Raw genomic sequence first — 20,469 nt, 5'->3', positions numbered from 1 at the left:
CGTTGTTCTACTACGTCCTCAAATACGTCTTGTTGGGGCCCCTGTTGAGACTGGTCTTCCGACCACGGATCGAAGGCCTCGAAAACGTACCCTCGGAGGGCGCGGCCATCGTCGCCGGCAACCATCTGTCGTTCTCGGACCACTTCCTGATGCCGGCGGTTCTCAAGCGGCGCATCACCTTCCTGGCGAAGGCCGAATACTTCACCGGCCCGGGCGTCAGGGGCCGGCTGACCGCGGCCTTCTTCCGCAGCGCCGGGCAGATCCCGGTCGACCGCTCCGGCAAGGAGGCGGGCCAGGCCGCGATCCGCGAGGGCCTCGGCGTGCTGAGCAAGGACGAACTGCTCGGCATCTACCCGGAGGGGACGCGTTCCCACGACGGGCGCCTCTACAAGGGCAAGGTCGGCGTCGCGGTCATGGCGCTGCGGGCGGAGGTCCCGGTCATCCCCTGCGCGATGATCGGCACGTTCGAGGCGCAGCCGCCGGGCAAGGTGGTCCCGAACATCCACCCCGTCGTGATCCGCTTCGGCAAGCCCCTCGACTTCTCCCGGTACGCCGGCATGGAGAACGAGAAGGCGATCCTGCGCGCCATCACCGACGAGATCATGTACGCGATCCTGTCGCTGTCCGAGCAGGAGTACGTCGACCAGTACGCGGCCGTCGTGAAGGCGGAGGAGGCCGCGGCCCGCTCGGCCAAGGAACGCCGCTTCCCGCGCATGCCGCTCCGCTAGGAGCCCCGGCTTTCCCGGCCTCTTGTTCCGGGGAGCCGCCCCGGTCCCCCGCTCCGGGGAACGACCCCGGCTCCCCCTACCTCCCGCTCCGGGGAGCGACCTAGCTTCCCCGGGCTCCGGCTCCGGGAGCCGCCGCGGCTTCCCCGACCTCCCACTCCCGGGATCGACCCGGCTCCCCGGCCTCCCGCTCCGGGGAGCAGCCCCGGTCCCCCGGCCTCCCGCTCCGGCGTCTGCTGCCGGAGCGAGACCGTGGCCTCCGGCTCCGGGAGCCGCCCCAGCTTCCCCGACCTCCCACTCCCGGGAGCGACCCGGCTCCCCGACCTCCCACTCCCGGCAGCGACCCGGCTCCCGACCTCCCGCTCCCGGGAGCCGCCCCCGTCCCCGGCCTCCCGCTCCGCGTCTGCTGTCGGCAGAAGACCGTGGCACGACCGGCCGCGCGGGCCGTACCGTCCCGGCATGGGACGAGCTGTGGTGATCGGGGCGACGGGACAGATCGGGCGGGTGGCCGTCGGGGCACTGGCCCGCGACGGCTGGGAGGTGACGGCCGTCTCGCGGAGCGGCGGCCGGGACGAGGGCTGGGCCGGGGACGTGCGGGCCGTGCGGGCCGACCGGTCCGACGACGGGGCGCTCGCCGCGGTGGTCGGCGACGGCTGCGACGTCCTGGTGGACATGGTCGCCTACGGGCAGGAACACGCCCGGCAGCTGATCTCGCTCGCCGGCCGCGTCGGCTCGGCCGTGGTGATCTCCAGCGTGTCGGTGTACGAGGACGACAGGGGCCGTAACTTCGACACGCAGGAGGAGCCGGACGGCTTCCCCGAGTACCCGGTGCCGATCACCGAGGACCAGCGCGTAGTGGCCCCGGGCGAGGCCTCCTACAGCACCCGCAAGGCGGCCCTGGAGCGTGAACTCCTGGACGCGGGGGACCTGTTGCCCACGACGCTGCTGCGCGCGGGTGCGATCCACGGACCGCACTGTCTGACCCCGCGCGAGCTGTACTTCGTCAAGCGCCATCTGGACGGGCGACGGCGGCGCGTGCTGGCGTTCGGCGGCCGGAGCCGGTTCCACCCGGCGAGCGTCCACAACATCGCGGAGCTGATCCGGCTGGCCGCGGCCCGGCCGGGCACCCGGGCCCTCAACGCCGTGGACCCGGACGCGCCGACGGTCACCGCGATCGCCGCCGCGATCGACGCGGTGATGGGGGTCGAGGCGGAGAACGTTCTGGTGGACGGGCCCGCTCCCGCGCCGACGGTGGGGGACACGCCCTGGTCGGTACCGGTGCCGGTGGTCTGCGACATGTCGGCCGCGGAGCGGGAGTTGGGCTACCGGGCGGTGGCCCGCTACGCCGAGACGCTGCCCGACACCGTCGCCTGGATCGAGGGACGGCTGTCCGGACGGGACTGGCGGGAGGCGTACCCGAAGATGTTCCAGACCTACGGCGACCTCTTCGACTACGCGGCGGAGGACGCCTGGCTCGCGCGCTGAGCAGGGAAAAGGGGCGGCCGGTGACCCGGCCGCCCCTCACCTTTCGCGCCCGCCGGTTACGGCTTCGGCGTGGCGTGCGGTCCGCACGTGAGGTCGGCGCGGTCCAGCTTGCCGGTGAGCAGGTAGGCGTCCACCCGCTCGTTGACGCACGGGTTGACCAGGCTGGTCACACCGTGGGATCCCGCGTTCTTCTCGGTGATGAGACGGGAGCCCTTGAAGCGCTTGTGCAGGCTGACAGCACCGGCGTACGGCGTGGCGGCGTCCCGCTCGGACTGGACGATCAGCACCGGCGGCAGTCCCTTGCCGGTCTTCACCTCCACCGGCGTGTGCTGCTTGACCGGCCAGGTGGCACAGGGCAGGTTCATCCAGGCGTTGGCCCAGGTCATGAACGGGTAGTCCTTGTCGAGCCGGGTGTTGTCCCGGTCCCACGTGCGCCAACTGGTGGGCCACTTGGCGTCGGTGCACTCGACTGCCGTGTAGACGGCGTTGCCGTTCTCCGAGGCGATGTTGCCCGCGGTGTCCGACAGGTCGGGAGCCGCCGCGTCGACGAGCGCCTGTGTGTCGCCGGCGACGTACTGGCTGAACACGGTGGCGACCGGTACCCACGAGGAGTCGTAGTACGGGGCGCTCTGGAAGAAGGAGATCAGCTCGGCCGGGCCGACGACCCCGCCGAGCGGGTTCTTCTTCGCGGTGGCGCGCAGGTCCAGCCACTTGGCCTGGACGGCGGCGCGGGTGGTGCCGAGGTGGAAGGTGGCGTCGTTGGCGGCGACCCAGTTCTGCCAGTCCTTCCAGCGGCCCTCGAAGGCGATGTCCTGTTCCAGGTTGGCCTGGTACCAGATGTTCTCGCGCGACGGGTCGACGACGCTGTCGACGATCATCCGCCGGATGTGGCTCGGGAACAGCGTCCCGTAGACGGCGCCGAGGTAGGTGCCGTAGGAGACGCCGAGGAAGTTGAGCTTCTTCTCGCCGAGCGCGGCGCGGATCACGTCCAGGTCCCGCGCGGTGTTCGGCGTGGTCATCTGCGGCAGCATCGCGCCGCTGCGCTCGTAGCAGCCGTCCGCGTACTCGCGGGCGAGCTTGCGCTGCGCGGTCTTGTCGGCTTCGGTGTCGGGCACCGGGTCCGCCTTGGGCGCCTTCACGAACTCCTGCGGGTCGATGCAGGAGATGGGCGCGGAGTGGCCGACGCCTCGCGGGTCGAAGCCCACGAAGTCGTACGCCTTGGCGGTGTTGACCCACAGGGCGCTCTTCGTGGTCACCCGGCGCGGGAAGCGAAGGCCGGAGCCGCCCGGTCCGCCGGGGTTGTAGATGAGCGCGCCCTGGCGCTCCTCCTTGGTCCCCGTGTTGCCCATGTGGTCCACGGCCAGCTTGATCTGCTTGCCGTTCGGCTTGGCGTAGTTGAGCGGCACGGTGACCCAGCCGCACTGGATCGGCTTCTCCAGGCCCCAGTCGGCCGGGCAGTCCTGCCAGTCGATCCCGGCCTTCGCGGCGCGTTCCGCGGCGATCGCGGCGCCGCGGGCCTCACGGTCCTGTCCCGGCCGGCTCCCCGCGTTCGCGCTGGCGGAGGGCGCCGCGACGGCGCCGGCTATCAGCGTGGCCGTGACGAACACTCCGGCCGAACCGAGCGCCATCACTCGGCTCCTAGGTCTGCTGCCCCTCAAGTGGGACCTCCCCGTACGTCGTTGCGATTGGTACGGGGATCCTCTCGGCTGTGAGGTACCTGAGAACAGGGGTCGTTGACCTTCTTTGCCAATCCGATAAACGGATAGGTCCGTTCGCTCGGCGAACCGGTCAGAAAGTGAGCGCCGCCTCGTCCAGCAGCCGGCGCAGCCGCAGCGCGTCCGGCGCCACCGCCGTCACCAGCGCGGCGGGCCCGGCCAGCGGAACGACCGCGGCCCCCTCCCCCAGCACCCTGGCCGTCACCGGCTCATCGGCGAACTCCGGCCGTACGACGAGGAGTTGCCCCACGGCGCGATGTCCCGCCAGCACGGCGGGGCCGTCCCAGCCGCCCGGCGCCCCGGGCCCACACGCCAGCTCCTGGTCGAGCACGGTCCGGCCCGCGATCCGCAGACGAAGACGGGAGGACAGCCGCCCGGGTTCCTCGCCCGCCCGCCCGAGCACCTGCTCCTCGCGCAGCACGAGCCGCGCCGTGGCCCCGAGGTCGACGTGCGTGGTGACGTACAGATCACTGCCCCGGACGGAGATCAACTGTTCGGGCAGCCAGTGCAGTTCGCCCCCGTCGGCCACCGTGAGCCGTACGTCGTAGTGGGCCTCCCCCTTGGCCTGTCCCGGCAGGGCGATGGTGGCGGCGGCCGAGCCGACCCGCAGCCGGGCGCCGTCCTCCACACCGGCCTCGACCCTGAAGTGGTCGCCGCCGAGCGGCCCGCTCATCGCGCCGACCAGCATGACCCGCGCCTCGGCGCCGCTCCCCCGGGTCCTGCGCAGCGCCAGCGGCCCGTCGCCCTCCAGGACCGGGAGGGACGTACCGCCCCTGCCGTCGTCCCGCGCGACGATCCGTGCCGTGGCCCGCACCCCGCTCGCGTTCACGCCGTCCACGTGGCGAGCTGCGCCCGCACCCAGTCGGCGACGTCCTTCACCCCGGGCTCGCTCCTGAGTGACTGGAAGACCACCGGGAGTTCGCCCCGCTGGGCCTTGGCGTCGGCGGCCATCCGCGCGAGGTCGGAGCCGACGTGGGGCGCGAGGTCGGTCTTGTTGACGACGAGCAGATCGGCCGTGGTGACCCCGGGCCCGCCCTTGCGCGGGATGTCGTCGCCCCCCGCCACGTCGATCACGAAGATCTGCGCGTCGACGAGCCCTCGGGAAAAGGTCGCGGTCAGGTTGTCCCCGCCGGACTCGACGAGGATCAGGTCCAGCGGCCCGACCTCGTCCTCCAGGTCCTCGACCGCTTCGAGGTTCGCGGAGATGTCGTCGCGGATCGCGGTGTGCGGACAGGCACCCGTCTCCACGGCGGTGATCCGCTCGGGCGGCAGCACGGCCTCGCGGAGCAGGAACTCGGCGTCCTCGCGTGTGTAGATGTCGTTGGTGACGACGGCGAGCGACAACTCCTCCCGCAGGGCGCGGCACAGTGCGGCGACGGTGGCCGTCTTGCCGGAGCCGACGGGCCCGCCGAGTCCTACCCGCAGCGCGCGACGCAGGCCGTCGGGACGGCGGGCGTCGGCACTGACGGCGGAAACGCCCTCGTGAGAATGGTCAAGATGCATAGAGACGGCTCCATCGTTTCAGCCCGTCCGTCCGGCGTTTGGTGACAAGGCCGGACGGGGGATCGGGGGGCGGAGCCCCCGGGGGCGGGGGCGGGGAACGGAAACGGGCGGCGGGGGCGACCTCCTAGGACGCGAACAGACGCACAGGCCACGCCGCGTGCGCCTCCGCACTGATCTCCAGCAGCGGAGCGGAACACGCCGGCAACGCGTCGACACCGACGTCGACCACCCGCCGCGCGGCCTCCACCGCCTCGTCCACGACGCGATCCAACTCCGGTGCCAGCCGGGCCAGCACCCGCGTCGCGTCGAAGGGATCGAGGCTCAGCAACCGCACCGTCGCGCTCGCGGGCCCGCTGACGCACTCGTACGCCGCGCAGTACGCCGCGTCGTCGGGCCCCAGCCCGGCCGCCCGCGCCGTGAGCCCGAGCACGACCGGCTGGTGTGCCCCCTTGGGAAACTCCCGCGCCACCGCGTCGAGTTCCGCGGAGGGCCAGGTCGCACGCGCGGCCCGCGTCAGCTGCCGCCCGAGCCTTCGCGCGGCGACCCGCAAGGCGGGCGACGGAGTGCGCGCGTCGGCGGCCGCGTCCAGGGCCGAGGGGTTCACCCCGAGTACGGCCGCCGCGGCCAGCGCCGCCGCGACCCGCCCGGCCGTGTGCAGCCGGCCCCGGCAGAACTCCTCAAGGCTCGCGGCCCCGGTCACCCGGCCGACCCTGACGGCCGCCTCGGCCCCGCCGGAGTGCGCGTGCCCTCCGGCGGGAAACCGCCCGTCGGCCAGGACCAGCAGTGCTCCCCTGGACATCAGAAGAGGAAGTAGCGCTGGGCCAGGGGCAGTTCCGTGGCCGGCGTCGCCTCGACGAGTTCCCCGTCGATGTGCACGGCGAAGCTGTCGGGGTCGACGCGCACCACGGGCCGTGCGTCGTTCTCCCGCATGTCGGCCTTGGTGACCCCACGCGTCGAGTCGATCGCCACGAACCGCTTGCCGAGCTGAAGCCGCTCCGGCAACCCGTCCTCGATCGCGAGCGGCGCCACGAAGTTGAAGGAGTTCGACGCGGGTGCCCGCCCGATCGCCCCGTACATCGGACGCGGCAGGACCGGCTGCGGGGTGGGGATCGAGGCGTTCGCGTCGCCCATCTGCGCGTAGGCGATCTGGCCGCCCTTGATCACGAGGTGCGGCTTGACCCCGAAGAACGCGGGCTCCCACAGCACCAGGTCGGCGAGCTTGCCCGTCTCCACGGAGCCGACCTCGCGGGAGAGGCCCTGCGCGAGCGCCGGGTTGATCGTGTACTTGGCGACATAGCGACGTACGCGATGGTTGTCCGCCCGCCCGTCACCGGGCAGCGCGCCCCTGCGCCGCTTCATCACATGGGCGGTCTGCCAGGTCCGCATGACGACCTCGCCCACCCGTCCCATGGCCTGGGCGTCGGAGGAGATGATCGAGATCGCGCCCAGGTCGTGGAGTATGTCCTCCGCGCCGATCGTCGACGGCCTGATCCGGGACTCGGCGAAGGCGAGGTCCTCGGGGACGGCCGGGTTCAGGTGGTGGCACACCATCAGCATGTCGAGGTGTTCCTCGGCGGTGTTGACGGTGAAGGGCCGGGTCGGGTTGGTCGAGCTGGGCAGCACGTGCGGCTCGGAGACCACGGTCATGATGTCCGGCGCGTGCCCGCCGCCCGCACCCTCGGTGTGGTAGGCGTGGATGCCCCGGCCGGCGATCGCGGCAAGCGTGTCGCCGACGAAACCGGCCTCGTTGAGGGTGTCCGTGTGGATGGCGACCTGGATGCCGGTCCGGTCGGCGACGGTCAGCGAGGCGTCGATCACCGCCGGGGTCGAGCCCCAGTCCTCGTGCAGCTTGAGGCCGAGGGCGCCGCCGCGGATCTGCGAGAGCATCGCGTCCTGCGAGACGGTGTTGCCCTTGCCCAGCAGCCCGAAGTTGAGCGGGTACGCCTCCATCGCCTCGAGCATCCGGGCCAGGTGCCACGGGCCGGGCGTCACGGTGGTCGCCTTCGAGCCCTCGGCGGGTCCCGTGCCACCGCCGATCAGGGTGGTGATGCCGGCGGCAAGAGCCTCGTCGGCGATCTGCGGGCAGATGAAGTGGACGTGCGCGTCGATGGCGCCGGCCGTCAGGATCCGCCCGTTGCCCGCGATGATCTCGGTCTCGGGGCCGATCACCAGGTCGGGGTGGATGCCGTCCATGGTGTCGGGGTTGCCGGCCTTGCCGATCCCGGTGATCCGGCCGTCGCGGACACCGACGTCGGCCTTGACGATCCCCCAGTGGTCGATGATCACCACGCCCGTGATGACGGTGTCCGGGGTGCCCTCCGCGCGCGTGGCGCGCGACTGGCCCATGGATTCCCGGATGACCTTGCCGCCGCCGAAGACCGCTTCGTCACCGGCGAGTCCGGGGCCGCCGGAACGATCCTCCTCGATCTCGACCAGCAGATCGGTGTCGGCGAGCCGGATGCGGTCACCGGTGGTCGGGCCGAACAGGTCGGCGTACGCGGCACGCGAGATCTCAGGCATCGAGGGCACCTCCGGTCTCCCCGCGCAGGCCGGGCACGACCCGGGCACCGGCGAGCGGGACGAGTTCGACGTCGACGGGGATGCCGGGCTCGAAGCGCACCGCGGTCCCGGCGGCGATGTTCAGCCGCTTGCCGCGGGCGGCGGCGCGGTCGAAGTCCAGACCGGGGTTGGCCTCGGCGAAGTGGTAGTGGGAGCCGACCTGGACGGGCCGGTCGGCGGCGTTCAGGACGGTCAGCCTGGTGACCTCGCGGCCCTCGTTGTAGACGATCGGGCCGTCCGCGAACAGGATCTCTCCGGGAATCATGGTGGTCGCTCCCGTCAGACGATCGGGTCGTGGACGGTGACGAGCTTGGTGCCGTCCGGGAAGGTCGCCTCGACCTGGACGTCGTGGATCATCTCCGGGATGCCCTCCATGACGTCGTCCCGGGTGAGCAGCTTGCGCCCGGAGGACATGAGCTCGGCGACCGTACGGCCGTCCCGCGCGCCCTCGAGGATGTGCGACGTGATGAGCGCGATCGCCTCGGGGTGGTTGAGCTTCAGCCCGCGGGCCCGACGCCTCTCGGCCACGTCGGCCGCCACGTGGATCAGCAGCCTCTCTTGCTCGTGCGGGGTCAGTTGCACGTCCCACCTCACAGTCCTCGCTCCGGACCGTGCGGGGCCCGGTTGCCGCAGCCACCAGAGCAAAGTGCCTGGTGGTGGATCGGCAGGCTAGTTGGACCGGGTTTCAGACGCGTTAACCGAGCCGAGACCCGTCGTGCGTGTCGGACGGGTCCGTCGTACGCGTCAACGCCCGTGGACCGAGCCGGACCACCTGGCCCGGAGCGGGACCGCACGGGGACTGCCGCGCGAGGAGGCCCGGCACGACGGCCATGATCGCCGCGCCGCAGGTCAGGCGGTACGTCCGATCGCATCGTCCCGGAGTCCCGACGGGGTGGGTGACGCGCGTTCGGGCCTGGAGCACCGAGCGGACCGGTTCCTCGGCCGCCGCCGATCCGAAGTCGGCGGCGGACGTCGGGTTCGTCCGGGGCCTGGGCGATGGACGGCCGGCCGGAAGCCTGCCGGAGTGGCGTGGAAGCCGTTGACGTCGTCCTCGTACCGCTCCCCGCGGCCCTGGCGCTGTGAGCCTCCGCCCGGCCGGCCCCGCCTGACCCTCCGCGGGGTGTGCCCGTCGGCGTCGGCGGGCACGCCACCGCCGCAGCCCTGGCGGAAGGCCGGCTCGGGCGGCATGAGGGCGCGTAAGACATCCACCCTCACGCCGACGAGATCGCCACCGGGACGCGAGCGAGGACGCGACCGTATACGGCGCGTTCGTCGTGGCGCGGGCCCGCGCCGCTGACCGCCTCCACCCCGAGCCCGCTCGCCGCCCAACCGCCGCGCCAGGCGGTCCGTACGCCTCGCGGACCGCTCGACTCGCGCGGCTCGGCGCCCTTCGCGCCGTTCGCGCTACGAGGCGCCCGACCCCCGGTGCTCCGCCGTGATGCCGAAGTGCCGGCGTTCACGGGAAGCGGACGCGACCTCGCGCATGCCCGAGACCGCACTGATCATCTGGTCCTCCGGGGCTTCCTGGAGCTTCTCGAGCCGCTCGAGGTCGGCGGCCGAAACGAGGGCGACGAGGGGTTTGCCGTGACGGGTCACGACGACGCGCTCACCGCCGTACACCACGCGGTTGATCAGGTCGGCGAGCTCAGCCCTGGCTTGCGTCACCGGAATCTCGTAGGCCATATCCCCATCATAACGTCATGTACATCCTGTACATTTTTTACGGAGACACCGGAGACAGCTCCGCCGGAGACGGCACCACCGCGAGGAGGGGTTCGCGATGACCCGACCGTCCACCCGCCACGTCCCGCCCGAGTTCACCGAACGCCCCGCTGCGGGGAGCAGGGCGACGGATCCGTTCTCGAAGATGCTGGAGGCGCGGATCGTCTTCCTCGGGACGCCGGTCGACGACGCCTCCGCGAACGACGTGACGGCGCAGCTCCTGCACCTCGAGCACCGCGATCCCGACCGGGACATCTCCCTCCACATCAATTCCCCGGGCGGTTCCTTCCGCGCGATGGCGGCGATCTACGACACGATGCGGTTCGTCGGCTGTGACGTGGAGACGGTCTGCCTGGGCCGGGCCGGGCCGTCCGCCGCGGTGTTGCTGGCCGCGGGAACGCCGGGCAAACGCCTCGCGCTGCCGGGCGCGGTGGTCACGCTCCACCAGCCCTCACCGCCCGGCCCGCTGGAGGGTCAGGCCAGTGATCTCGCCATCCGCGCCCGGGAGTTGTCCCGTGCCCGGGCCCGTCTCGAGGAGCTGCTCGTACGGCACACGGGCCGCGAACCGGAGCAGGTGAGCGCGGACATCGAGCGGGAGACGATCATGGACGCGCGACAGGCTCTGGAGTACGGCCTGGTGGACCGCATCGTCGCCGGCCACCCCGCTTCGCACACCGAGCCCGGCGACAGGTGAGCCGCAGATGCTGCCACCGGAGCTGCCGCCGCTGCCTGCCCTGACCCGAGCCGAAGGTGAGTTGATCGACCGTTACCTGGACGTCGTCGACCTGCTCGGCCGTATCAACCCCGCACGCCACGGGGACACCTACCGGGGCCTGCGTGCCGCCCAGGCCCTGGTCGCCCAGGCGGCCCTGCTGCGCGACGCGCTGGAGCTGATGCACCGGCGCGGCGAGACCGAACTGCACGCCCCCACCCTGGCCCGCGCGCTGCGCGTACTGGACGGGGAGCGCCGCACGGCCCGCGTCACGGTGCCCGCGGACACCGACAGTTGACGCACCCTCCCCTGTCCCGGACACCCGCCGCGACGCGGAGCATCCGGGACACGTTGAAACGGACCAAAAGGCGTACCGCCGATTGGAGTAGACGCACGTCCTCTTTCGGGGCCCCCGAAGTTGCGCAACGCGCGTAGCCCCGGGGCGGAATCGGACATTCCTGTGCAGGTCCGAGGGTGCGCGACCCCTCCAACGGCCCTTCGAACACAGGGGTGTCCACCCGAACGGGTGAGTGGTGAGTAACAACACAAACCCCCGATTCCGTTGGGATTTTCGGACATCTGTCAGCCAAGATCCCTGTCTGACGACAAGACCCCGCCACAGCGGCGGGGCGATCCGGGCGGACGCCGAGTCCTGCCGCCGCACGGATGACCGGTCGACAGGAGTGGTTCGGCAGGAGTGGAGGACCCAAGCACGACGGGTCGCAGGAACGGTCACGCCATGACCGGGTCGAGCAGCCCTTGGGGTGAAGCCGCAACCGCGGCCGGGCAACTTCGCCAGCCCGAATCCGACAGGTCATCCTTCACAGGCGGCTGACGAAGGGTTGCGCATGACTGCGCTCAATCGTGTCCCGTCGCTCATGGTCCGGGCCGGTACGGCTTCGGCTCTGACCATCGCCGCTGTGGGCGGCTCCGTCGTGATCCCGGGCGTCGCCTCCGACGCCGCGGCCGCCACGACGGCGACGAAGGCACTGCACATCGCGGCTTCCAAGAAGGGTTCCCCGTACAAGTACGGGGCCGCCGGGCCGCGCCGGTTCGACTGCTCCGGGCTCACGCTGTACTCGTTCAAGAAGGCGGGCAAGAAGCTGCCCCGTACGGCGGCCCAGCAGTACAACAAGACGCACCACATCTCCTCCAGGAGCCGTAAGGCCGGAGACCTGGTGTTCTTCCACTCGGGGTCCAGCGTCTACCACGTCGGTATCTACGCCGGGAAGGGCAAGATCTGGCACGCCCCGAAGACCGGGGACGTGGTGCGGCTGCAGAAGATCTGGACGAAGAGCGTCTGGTACGGCCGGGTCAGCTGACTCTCCCGGGGAGGCGGCGGTCGCCTGACACGCCGCCGCCTCCCCGGGGTCCGACACGGGCTCGCATGGTTACCCTCTCCCGAGGTGGTTACCCGTGCGCCCATGGCCGACCACAGTCCCTGCACGGCACGCAACGAGACGCCGCTGGAGCGCGCGGATCGCAACTTCAGCGAGCTGCTCCAGGAACTGCGCGTCACGCAGACCGGGGTGCAGATCCTCTTCGCGTTTCTGCTGACGCTGGCCTTCACCCAGCGCTTCCCGTCCCTCGACACGTTCCAGCGCGCCACGTTCGTCGCCACCCTGCTGCTGTCGGTCCTCGCGGCCGCGCTGTTCACGGCGCCCGCCGCGCTGCACCGCTCGCTCTTCCAGCAGCGCGCGAAACCGCGCATCGTCCAGGTCTCCTCGCGGCTGGCCGCGGTCGGCATGGGGGTCCTGGTGCTCGCGTTCACGGGTTCGGTGCTGCTCGTGGTCGACGTGACGACCAACCGGGCCGGCGGAGCGGCCGCGGGCGGGGGGACCCTGCTCGTGTGTCTCGGCCTGTGGGGGCTGCTCCCCCGGCTGGTGCGCCGGGCGGGCCTCGCCGACGAGCGGGCCGCGGCCGGGCGGCCGGCCCCGGCCCGGCTGATTCCGGCACATCGCGAGCCGTCCGCACACCGGGAGACGCCCCTACGCCATGAGCCGCTCCTACGCCGTGAGCCGCCCGTACGCCGCCTGTGACGTCCCCGGAGACCCTGGCGCCACCGGTCGGCCGCGCTACGGCTCCTGCTGCCCCGCCGCGGGCACCGGCTCGACCGGGACCGTCCACGGCAGCTCGATGAAGACCGTCTTGCCGCCCTCCCGGGTGGGCCGCACTCTCAGCTTGCCGCCGTACTCCGCGGTGAGCCAGCGGATGATCACCATGCCCCGGCCGTTGTCCTGCTGGACGGCGGCCGGCAGCCGTTTGGGGAATCTCGGGTGACTGTCGGTGACACCGATGCGCAGGTGCTCGTCTCGGTCGAGCGCGATGTCCACCGTGAAGGTGGGTGACCGCCCGAAGGTGTGCTGTACGGCGTTGGTGGCGAGTTCCGAGACGATGAGCCGGATGGTGTCGGCCGCCTCCGTGTCCGCCGGCAGCCCCCACTCCGTCAGGGTGCTCGCCACATAGGCACGGGCCGCGGAAACCGAAGCGGGATCGCTCGGCAGAGTGACGGATGCTTCCAGATGGTCTGCCATGGCGACGTCGTCCCTTTCCCACAGGACCGCAGCCGGACACGGAGCGGATGGTTCGAGTACGGTCCCGGACTGGTGCTTCGTCGTCAGAGTGCCATCACCGCACCGGTCACGGGTGGCGATCCACCAAGATATGCATATATCTGTCGCTCGAAGCGGTGAACTCTCCGACGGAAGACCGTATTTGGGTGGCCCGGAAGGAGTAAGGAGTTGCGCATGCAGCACGGTCCCGCGGTACGCCGCCGGAAGCTGGGCGCCGAACTGCGTGCGTTGCGCACCGGTGCGGCGCTCACCAGTGGTGAGGCGGCCCGCCTGGTGGGCTGGCACCAGTCCAAGGTGAGCCGGATCGAAACCGGCGCCAGCGGGGTGAAACCGGCCGACGTGCGGTTACTTCTGGACGCCTACGGCGTGACCGACTCCCAACTACGGGAGTTGCTCGTGGTGTTGGCGGGCTCCGACGAGGGTGGCGGACGGCACCACTGGTGGCACGCGTACCGCGGGGTGCTGCCACCGACCTACCGGGATTTCATCAGCCTGGAGTCCCAGGCCGGCACGATGCGCACGCTGGAGACCTCCGTGGTCCCGGGGTTGCTGCAGACACCCGAGTACGCCCGGGCGGTCACCCGGGCCGCGGTGGACGGGCTGGACGACGAGCGGCTGCACGCACTGGTGGAGGTACGGCTGGCCAGGCAGGACGTGCTGCGGGCGGATCCGCCGCTGGAGCTGAGCGCCGTACTGGACGAGGCGGTGCTGCGGCGCGAGGTCGGCGGTCCCGGGGTGATGACCCGGCAGCTGGAGCGCCTCGTCGAGTCGGCCCGGCTGCCCCAAGTCCACTTGCAGGTACTGCCGTTCGCGGCCGGGGCCCACATCGGAATCACCGGGCCTTTCGTTATCTTCTCATTTTCGCGCACATCTGATCTGGATGTGGTTGTTCTCGACCACTTGACGAGTAGCCTCTACCTCGAACGGAAAGAAGACCTAGAGGCCTACACCGAGGCCTTCAACGCCCTTCGGATGTACGCGCTTTCACCCGAGGACTCGTTGGATTACATCGCCCAAATAGGTGGCGGCGCGTAAGGAGGCACCATGTCAGCTCTGCCTCGTAACGTACCTTCCAGCACCGCTCTGCACGGAGTGCGGTGGCTGCGCAGCAGCTACAGCACGGGAGCGAACAACTGCGTCGAGACGGCTCGCCCGATCACCGGCCCAGGCGCCGGACTGCTCGCCGTACGCGACTCCAAGGACCCGGCCGGACCCGCGCTGCTCTTCTCCCCCGAGAGCTGGGCGGGCTTCACCACCGGGATCGGGTCAGATCACTTCCGTCACAACTGATCTGACCGTTCACCACTTCTGATCGCTTTCCCGTCCCGCGACACGCGGCCGTGTCACGCCGACTCATGGTCGCGTCTCGCCGATCACACGTACAGCGCGTTCGATCTGCGCCCCGGAGAGGTCCCCGCGGGCTGTCAGCCTGAGCCGTGAGATGCCGTCGGGCACGGAGGGAGGACGGAAACAGCCCACGGCAAGCCCGGCCGCACGGCAGTCGGCCGCCCAGCGCACGGCCCCCTCCGGGGACGGCGCGCGCACGGAGACCACCGCCGCGTCCGGACGTACCGCGTCCAGACCCGCGGCGGTCAGGCGTGCGTGCAGTTCGCTCGCCACCGCGCGCGCCCGCGCCGCCCGCTCCGGCTCGCGGCGCAGCAGTCCCAGTGCCGCCAGGGCCGCGCCCGCCGCCGCGGGGGCGAGGCCCGTGTCGAAGATGAACGTCCGGGCCGCGTTGACCAGGTGGTCGATCACCCGGGCGGGGCCGAGCACGGCGCCGCCCTGACTGCCGAGCGACTTGGACAGCGTGACCGTCACGACCACGTCGTCGGCGCCCGCGAGCCCCGCCGCGTGGGGGGCGCCGCGGCCGCCGTCGCCGATGACGCCCAGACCGTGGGCGTCGTCGACCACCAGCCCGGCGCCGTACTCGCGGCAGACCTGGGCGAGCGCGGACAGCGGGGCGGCGTCGCCGTCGACCGAGAACACCGTGTCGGACACGGCGACGGCCGGCCCGTCATGGGTCTGGAGGGCCTTGCGCACCGCGTCCGGCTCGGCGTGCGCGACGACCTGGGTCGTACCCCGGGCCAGCCGGCACCCGTCGATCAGTGACGCGTGATTGCCCGCGTCGGAGACGACCAGCGAGCCGTGCGGGGCGAGCGCGGTGACCGCGGCGAGGTTGGCCGCGTAGCCGGAGGAGAAGACGAGCGCCGCCTCGAAGCCGCAGAATTCGGCCAGTTCGTGTTCCAGCCGGGTGTGCAGTTCGGTGGTGCCGGTGACGAGCCTGGAGCCGGTCGCGCCGCCGCCCCAGGTCCGCGCGGCCCGTGCCGCGCCCTCCGTGACCTCGGGGTGGCGGGCCAGACCCAGGTAGTCGTTGCTCGCGAGGTCCAGGAGGGGCGAGTCGGCCGGGCGGGGGCGCAGGGTCCGTACGAGTCCGGCGCGGCGGCGCGATCGCGCCTGCTCGTCGATCCAGCCGAACGCCATGGGTCCTCCGGGGATTTTGTAGGCAGTGAACAGACCCTAGCGGTACGTTTTGCGACCCACCGTGTGGCAATACCCACACGGCCGAGGGGCGCTGTTTGTCCGAAGCCTCCTTGGCCGCGGGCGGTCTCGTAGGACAGGATCGGCTCTCATGGACCTGCTGAACACGCTGGTGGACAAGGGGCTTCGGCGCGAGGTGCCGACCCGCGAGGAGGCTCTTGCCGTCCTCGCCACTTCCGACGACGATCTGCTCGATGTGGTGGCCGCGGCCGGAAAGGTACGCCGCCACTGGTTCGGCCGACGGGTGAAGCTCAACTACCTCGTCAACCTGAAGTCCGGGCTGTGCCCCGAGGACTGTTCGTACTGCTCGCAGCGGCTCGGCTCCACGGCCGGCATCCTGAAGTACACCTGGCTCAAGCCCGACGAGGCGTCCAGGGCCGCCGCGGCCGGACTCGCGGGCGGCGCCAAGCGGGTGTGCCTGGTGGCCAGCGGCCGGGGACCGACGGACCGGGACGTGGACCGCGTCTCGGACACCATCAAGGCGATCAAGGACGGCAACGAGGGCGTCGAGGTGTGCGCCTGCCTGGGGCTCCTCTCCGACGGCCAGGCCGACCGGCTGCGGGAGGCCGGCGCGGACGCCTACAACCACAACCTCAACACGTCCGAGGCGACGTACGGGGACATCACGACCACGCACACCTACGCCGACCGCGTGGACACCGTGCGCAAGGCGCACGCGGCGGGCCTGTCGGCCTGCTCGGGTCTGATCGCCGGCATGGGCGAGTCCGACGAGGACCTGGTCGACGTGGTCTTCTCGCTGCGCGAGCTGGACCCGGACTCGGTACCGGTGAACTTCCTGATCCCGTTCGAGGGCACCCCGCTGGCCAAGGAGTGGAACCTCACCCCGCAGCGCTGCCTGCGCATCCTGGCGATGGTCCGGTTCGTCTGCCCGGACGTCGAGGTGCGCATCGCCGGCGGCCGTGAGGTGCATCTGCGCACCATGCAGCCCCTCGCGTTGAACCTGGCCAACTCGATCTTCCTCGGCGACTACCTCACCAGCGAGGGCCAGGCCGGCAAGGCCGACCTGGAGATGATCGCGGACGCCGGCTTCGAGGTGGAGGGCGCCGACCAGGTGACCCTGCCGGAGCACCGGGTGACGGCCACGGGCGGCTGCGGGTCGCAGGAGAGCGCCGGGTGCGGGTCCCATGAGGGCGGTGCCTGCGGGTCGCACGAGGGTGGCGGGTGCGGGTCGCACGCGGGTGGCGGTGTGTGCGGGTCGGGTGCCGGCGCCGGTGCCGCCACGACCGCGCAGGTCACCGAGGCGCGTACCGACCTGGTCGCCGTACGCCGTCGGGGTGCCGGAACGGACCTCGCGCCCAATGCCTGAGCTGCCGGGCCTGGGCGTGTCAGAACTGCTGGAGCTCGACCGGCGGCATGTCTGGCATCCGTACGGGCCCATGCCCGGTCGTCAGGAACCGCTCGTCGTGGAGTCGGCGAGCGGGGTACGGCTCACCCTGGCCGACGGCTCCGGCGAACTCGTCGACGGCATGTCGTCCTGGTGGTCGGCGATCCACGGCTACAACCACCCGGTGCTCAACGAGGCGGCGCACGCGCAGCTCGGGCGCATGAGCCACGTGATGTTCGGCGGGCTCACCCACGAGCCCGCCGTACGGCTGGCGAAGCTCCTTGTCGACATGTCGCCCGACGGTCTGGAGCACGTCTTCCTCGCCGACTCGGGGTCGGTGGCCGTCGAGGTCGCGGTCAAGATGTGCCTTCAGTACTGGCGCTCGCTCGGCCGCCCCGACAAGCAACGGCTGCTGACCTGGCGCGGCGGCTACCACGGCGACACCTGGCAGCCGATGTCCGTGTGCGACCCGGAGGGCGGGATGCACGAACTGTGGACGGGAGTGCTCCAGCGCCAGGTGTTCGTGGACGCGCCGCCCGCCGCGTACGACGAGTCCTACGCCGAGCGGTTGCGCGCGTCGATCGAGGCGCACGCCGACGAACTGGCCGCGGTGATCGTCGAGCCGGTGGTGCAGGGGGCAGGCGGGATGCGGTTCCACTCCCCCGCGTATCTGCGGGTGCTGCGCGAGGCGTGCGACGCGCACGGCGTACTGCTGGTGTTCGACGAGATCGCCACCGGTTTCGGGCGTACCGGCGCGCTGTTCGCCGCGGACCACGCCGCGGTGACACCGGACGTGATGTGCGTGGGCAAGGCGATGACCGGCGGATATCTGACGATGGCGGCGTCGCTGTGCACGTCGGAGGTGGCCGACGGGATCTCGCGCGGCGAGGTCCCCGTGCTCGCCCACGGGCCGACCTTCATGGGCAACCCGCTGGCGGCGTCCGTGGCCTGCGCCTCGATCGAGCTGCTGCTCGGGCAGGACTGGCTCACGGAGGTCAAGCGGATCGAGGCGGGGCTGCGGGACGGACTGGCGGCGGCCGCGGACCTTCCCGGCGTACGGGACGTACGGGTTCTCGGCGCCGTCGGGGTGGTTCAGCTGGACCACGACGTGGACATGGCGGCCGCCACCCGGGCCGCCGTACGGGAGGGCGTGTGGCTGCGGCCGTTCCGCGATCTCGTCTACACGATGCCGCCGTACGTCACGGACGACGAGGACCTGGCACGGATCACGCGCGCGGTGTGCGCGGCCGCACGAGAAGGATGAGGGCGACCGGGCGGGCGGTCGGACGCGCCGGAGAGCTCCGCGAAAGGGATGACATGCCGGTACTGGTGATCACGGGCACGGGCACGGAGGTCGGCAAGACGGTCGCGACCGCCGCCGTCGCCGCCGCGGCCGTCGCGGCCGGCCGGTCGGTGGCCGTGCTGAAGGCCGCCCAGACAGGTGTACGGCCGGACGAACCCGGGGACGCCGACGAGGTCGTACGGCTCGCCGGGGGCGTGACGGCGACCGAGGTCGCCCGCTATCCCGAGCCCCTGGCGCCCGCCACGGCAGCGCGTCGGGCGGGGCGTGCGCCGGTGCGCCCGCACGACATCGCCGAGGCGGCCGCCAAGCTGGCCGCCGCACACGACCTGGTGCTGGTGGAGGGGGCGGGCGGACTGCTCGTCCGGTTCGACGCGGAGGGCGGGACGCTCGCCGACGCGGCAGAGCTGCTCGGGGCGCCGGTGCTGGTCGTGGCGTCCGCCGGCCTGGGCACGCTCAACACCACGGAACTGACGGCACGCGAACTGCGCGCCCGCGGGCTGGACCTGCTCGGGATCGTGATCGGCAGCTGGCCCGACGCACCGGACCTCGCCTCCCGCTGCAACCTCGCCGACCTTCCGGACGTGGCCGCGGCACCCCTGCTCGGCGCCCTGCCCGCCGGAGCGGGAGCACTGCCGCCCGCGGCCTTCCGTGAAGCGGCCCCCCGCTGGCTGGCGCCGCGGCTCGACGGGACGTGGGACGCGGACGCGTTCCGGGCGCGGGAGGCGGGCTGATCCGAACGACAGGCCCTGGGCCTGTCCTGGGCCGAACCTGTCCGCGGTCCCCACAGGCACGGCCCGGTGAGCCGGAGTGGGTGCGCGGGGACGGACGGGCAAGGGTGCGCGGGGACCGTACGGGGAACAATCGCGGTAACGCCCGTCCTGCGAGGAGGTCCCCATGCCCCTACGGTCCGCCGGCTCCGGCAGGGTGGCGCCGGATCCCGTGAGTCATCCGCTGTTCGCCCGGTACTACGCCCGCGTCAGCGTCGCCGCGGAGACGCGGCTCGGCATGGCCGGGGTGCGCGACCGGCTGCTGACCGGGCTGTCGGGGCGGGTGATCGAGATCGGCGCGGGAAACGGTCTGAACTTCGCCCACTATCCGGGTGCGGTCGCGGAGGTCGTGGCGATCGAACCGGAGCGCCGGCTGCGAAGTGCGGCGGTGGAGGCCGCCCTGCGCGCGGAGGTTCCCGTCGACGTGGTCCCGGGCGCGGCGGAGGCACTGCCGGTCAAGAGCGAGGCCTTCGACGCGGCGGTCGTCTCGCTGGTGCTGTGCAGTGTGCGCGATGTGACGCGTGCACTGGGCGAGGTACGGCGGGTGCTGCGGCCCGGCGGCGTGGTGCGGTTCTTCGAGCACGGCCGGGGCGGCGGCCCGGTCATGCGCCTCGCCCAGCGCACCCTGGACCGAACCCTGTGGCCACCGCTGAACGGCGGCTGTCACCTGGCCCGGGACCCGGTCGCCGCCTTGCGTGACGCCGGGTTCGAGCTGGGTCCCTACCGGCGGATCGTGATGCCGGAGAAGGGGCCGAGGCTGCCCCCGTCCTTCTGTGTACTGGGCACCGCGTGGCGTCCCGGACCGGACGAGCGTTGACCACGGGCCCTGCTGCCGCCGGTCACCGGCTCACAGGCTCCACTGCCGGAGCTCGCGCGCGATGTCGTCGACCGAGGCGTCGCCGCTCTTGACCAGGCGGGCCAGGTCGCGGACCTGTTCGGGCGAGGTGACGACCTTGAGGCCGCTGGCGACCAGGTAGGCGTAGGCGACGGCGGACGCGAACAGGGCGTTGGAGCGCTCCAACGCGGGCACGTGGATGAGGAGTTGGAGCAGCGCGGCGGCTCGCGCCTGCGGACTGTCGTAGACGGGGACGTCGAATATCTCGGCCCGGTGGCGCGCGACGGCGGCTACCAGGGCGCCCCAGTCGGTGACCTGGGGATCTCCGGGCGTCTTGTGTTCGGCGAGCATCAGCAGCCAGGCGAGGTCGATCCTGAGATTGCTCAAGGGCTCAGCGACGGCCTTCCCGGGCGCCGTCGGCTCCCGGAGCGCGGTCCACGCCGAACTCGTCGGTGAAGACGGTCTCGTACTGCTTCATGAAGTCGGCGGCGGCCTCCACGAAGGTGTGGCCGACTTCCCCGGTGTCCTGTCTGACCAGCTCTTCGATGTAGCGGTTGACGCTCATGCCGCGGGCCAGGGCACGTTCGCGGGCGGCGCGCGCGGTGCCCTCGTCCACGCGTACGTTCAGTTGGGTCTTCGCCATACCTAGACGCTAGCGCCGGAATGCTAGCGCGGGCAAGAGGTCCT

Annotated in this window: 24 protein-coding genes and 1 riboswitch; of the genes, 12 read left to right on the top strand and 12 right to left on the bottom strand. The window is 71.8% G+C overall.

The features are described from left to right. Positions 1–2 precede the first annotated feature (2 nt). A complete protein-coding gene (locus OG985_RS38495) occupies positions 3–728 on the top strand; it encodes a lysophospholipid acyltransferase family protein (protein ID WP_371672999.1) in 726 nt (241 codons plus the stop codon). Between the two features lie 456 nt (positions 729–1,184). Continuing rightward, a complete protein-coding gene (locus OG985_RS38490; RefSeq protein ID WP_371672998.1) occupies positions 1,185–2,210 on the top strand; it encodes an NAD-dependent epimerase/dehydratase family protein in 1,026 nt (341 codons plus the stop codon). Between the two features lie 56 nt (positions 2,211–2,266). Here OG985_RS38490 and OG985_RS38485 read toward each other — a convergent pair whose 3' ends face one another. From OG985_RS38485 to OG985_RS38450, 8 genes are all read right to left on the bottom strand, one after another. Then, positions 2,267–3,838, bottom strand: coding sequence for an alpha/beta hydrolase (locus OG985_RS38485; protein WP_371672997.1), 1,572 nt, complete (start codon positions 3,836–3,838; stop codon positions 2,267–2,269). A gap of 160 nt (positions 3,839–3,998) precedes the next feature. Further along, entirely contained in the window at positions 3,999–4,763 is a 765-nt protein-coding gene (locus OG985_RS38480) for an urease accessory protein UreD (RefSeq protein WP_371672996.1), read from the bottom strand. Continuing rightward, positions 4,751–5,428 (bottom strand): urease accessory protein UreG, encoded by a 678-nt coding sequence (gene ureG, locus OG985_RS38475; protein ID WP_371672995.1) that lies wholly within the window; start codon positions 5,426–5,428, stop codon positions 4,751–4,753. The genes OG985_RS38480 and ureG overlap by 13 nt, the downstream gene beginning before the upstream one ends. Before the next feature lie 124 nt (positions 5,429–5,552). Next, positions 5,553–6,227 carry an urease accessory protein UreF gene (locus OG985_RS38470; protein WP_371672994.1) on the bottom strand — a complete coding sequence of 225 codons (675 nt, stop codon included), beginning with the start codon at positions 6,225–6,227 and terminating at the stop codon, positions 5,553–5,555. After that, positions 6,227–7,948, bottom strand: a complete 1,722-nt coding sequence (locus tag OG985_RS38465) for an urease subunit alpha (RefSeq protein WP_371672993.1) — start codon at positions 7,946–7,948, stop codon at positions 6,227–6,229. Before OG985_RS38465 ends, OG985_RS38470 begins: the two co-directional genes overlap by 1 nt. After that, the gene (locus tag OG985_RS38460) at positions 7,941–8,252 is read right to left on the bottom strand and encodes an urease subunit beta (protein ID WP_093719217.1); all 312 of its coding nucleotides are present in this window, start codon (positions 8,250–8,252) and stop codon (positions 7,941–7,943) included. The genes OG985_RS38465 and OG985_RS38460 overlap by 8 nt, the downstream gene beginning before the upstream one ends. Before the next feature lie 14 nt (positions 8,253–8,266). Then, a complete protein-coding gene (locus tag OG985_RS38455; RefSeq protein WP_371672992.1) occupies positions 8,267–8,569 on the bottom strand; it encodes an urease subunit gamma in 303 nt (100 codons plus the stop codon). Between the two features lie 822 nt (positions 8,570–9,391). Further along, the gene (locus OG985_RS38450) at positions 9,392–9,670 is read right to left on the bottom strand and encodes a type II toxin-antitoxin system Phd/YefM family antitoxin (RefSeq protein ID WP_371672991.1); all 279 of its coding nucleotides are present in this window, start codon (positions 9,668–9,670) and stop codon (positions 9,392–9,394) included. A gap of 97 nt (positions 9,671–9,767) precedes the next feature. Between OG985_RS38450 and OG985_RS38445 the strand changes: the two genes are divergently transcribed. From OG985_RS38445 to OG985_RS38430, 4 genes are all read left to right on the top strand, one after another. Further along, positions 9,768–10,403 (top strand): ATP-dependent Clp protease proteolytic subunit, encoded by a 636-nt coding sequence (locus OG985_RS38445; protein WP_371672990.1) that lies wholly within the window; start codon positions 9,768–9,770, stop codon positions 10,401–10,403. A gap of 7 nt (positions 10,404–10,410) precedes the next feature. Next, the gene (locus OG985_RS38440) at positions 10,411–10,719 is read left to right on the top strand and encodes a hypothetical protein (RefSeq protein WP_371672989.1); all 309 of its coding nucleotides are present in this window, start codon (positions 10,411–10,413) and stop codon (positions 10,717–10,719) included. A gap of 335 nt (positions 10,720–11,054) precedes the next feature. Then, positions 11,055–11,266: riboswitch (cyclic di-AMP (ydaO/yuaA leader) on the top strand. A 3-nt stretch (positions 11,267–11,269) separates the two neighbouring features. After that, the gene (locus OG985_RS38435; RefSeq protein WP_371672988.1) at positions 11,270–11,743 is read left to right on the top strand and encodes a C40 family peptidase; all 474 of its coding nucleotides are present in this window, start codon (positions 11,270–11,272) and stop codon (positions 11,741–11,743) included. A 102-nt stretch (positions 11,744–11,845) separates the two neighbouring features. Continuing rightward, positions 11,846–12,460: a DUF6328 family protein gene (locus tag OG985_RS38430; RefSeq protein WP_371672987.1), complete on the top strand. Its 615-nt coding sequence runs from the start codon at positions 11,846–11,848 to the stop codon at positions 12,458–12,460. A 36-nt stretch (positions 12,461–12,496) separates the two neighbouring features. Here OG985_RS38430 and OG985_RS38425 read toward each other — a convergent pair whose 3' ends face one another. Next, positions 12,497–12,955: an ATP-binding protein gene (locus tag OG985_RS38425; protein WP_371672986.1), complete on the bottom strand. Its 459-nt coding sequence runs from the start codon at positions 12,953–12,955 to the stop codon at positions 12,497–12,499. 213 nt (positions 12,956–13,168) lie between these two features. Here OG985_RS38425 and OG985_RS38420 point away from each other — a divergent pair, with 213 nt between their 5' ends. After that, the gene (locus tag OG985_RS38420) at positions 13,169–14,029 is read left to right on the top strand and encodes a helix-turn-helix domain-containing protein (protein ID WP_371672985.1); all 861 of its coding nucleotides are present in this window, start codon (positions 13,169–13,171) and stop codon (positions 14,027–14,029) included. Between the two features lie 9 nt (positions 14,030–14,038). After that, entirely contained in the window at positions 14,039–14,284 is a 246-nt protein-coding gene (locus OG985_RS38415; RefSeq protein WP_371672984.1) for a DUF397 domain-containing protein, read from the top strand. Positions 14,285–14,347: 63 nt separating this feature from the next. Here the strand turns inward: OG985_RS38415 and OG985_RS38410 are convergent, their stop codons facing one another. Then, positions 14,348–15,475, bottom strand: a complete 1,128-nt coding sequence (locus tag OG985_RS38410; protein WP_371672983.1) for an 8-amino-7-oxononanoate synthase — start codon at positions 15,473–15,475, stop codon at positions 14,348–14,350. Positions 15,476–15,623: 148 nt separating this feature from the next. Here OG985_RS38410 and bioB point away from each other — a divergent pair, with 148 nt between their 5' ends. The 4 genes from bioB (at position 15,624) to OG985_RS38390 (ending at position 19,764) form a co-directional block, all read left to right on the top strand. After that, positions 15,624–16,859 (top strand): biotin synthase BioB, encoded by a 1,236-nt coding sequence (bioB, locus tag OG985_RS38405; protein WP_371672982.1) that lies wholly within the window; start codon positions 15,624–15,626, stop codon positions 16,857–16,859. After that, entirely contained in the window at positions 16,852–18,141 is a 1,290-nt protein-coding gene (locus OG985_RS38400; RefSeq protein WP_371672981.1) for an adenosylmethionine--8-amino-7-oxononanoate transaminase, read from the top strand. The genes bioB and OG985_RS38400 overlap by 8 nt, the downstream gene beginning before the upstream one ends. 53 nt (positions 18,142–18,194) lie before the next feature. Then, positions 18,195–18,911, top strand: coding sequence for a dethiobiotin synthase (bioD, locus tag OG985_RS38395; RefSeq protein WP_371672980.1), 717 nt, complete (start codon positions 18,195–18,197; stop codon positions 18,909–18,911). Between the two features lie 163 nt (positions 18,912–19,074). Continuing rightward, positions 19,075–19,764, top strand: a complete 690-nt coding sequence (locus OG985_RS38390; protein WP_371672979.1) for a class I SAM-dependent methyltransferase — start codon at positions 19,075–19,077, stop codon at positions 19,762–19,764. Positions 19,765–19,794: 30 nt separating this feature from the next. On the opposite strand, the gene OG985_RS38385 is transcribed toward OG985_RS38390, so the two are convergent. Beyond that, complete coding sequence (locus OG985_RS38385) at positions 19,795–20,169, bottom strand: fic family toxin-antitoxin system, toxin component (protein WP_371672978.1); 375 nt, start codon at positions 20,167–20,169, stop codon at positions 19,795–19,797. A gap of 4 nt (positions 20,170–20,173) precedes the next feature. Beyond that, a complete protein-coding gene (locus tag OG985_RS38380; protein WP_371672977.1) occupies positions 20,174–20,425 on the bottom strand; it encodes a toxin-antitoxin system HicB family antitoxin in 252 nt (83 codons plus the stop codon). Positions 20,426–20,469 lie beyond the last annotated feature (44 nt).

The organism is Streptomyces sp. NBC_00289, assembly GCF_041435115.1.
In the GTDB taxonomy this organism is placed as follows: Bacteria; Actinomycetota; Actinomycetes; order Streptomycetales; family Streptomycetaceae; genus Streptomyces.
The sequence above is the reverse complement of the archived record's forward strand: the minus strand, read 5'-3'. Positions and strand labels throughout refer to the sequence as shown.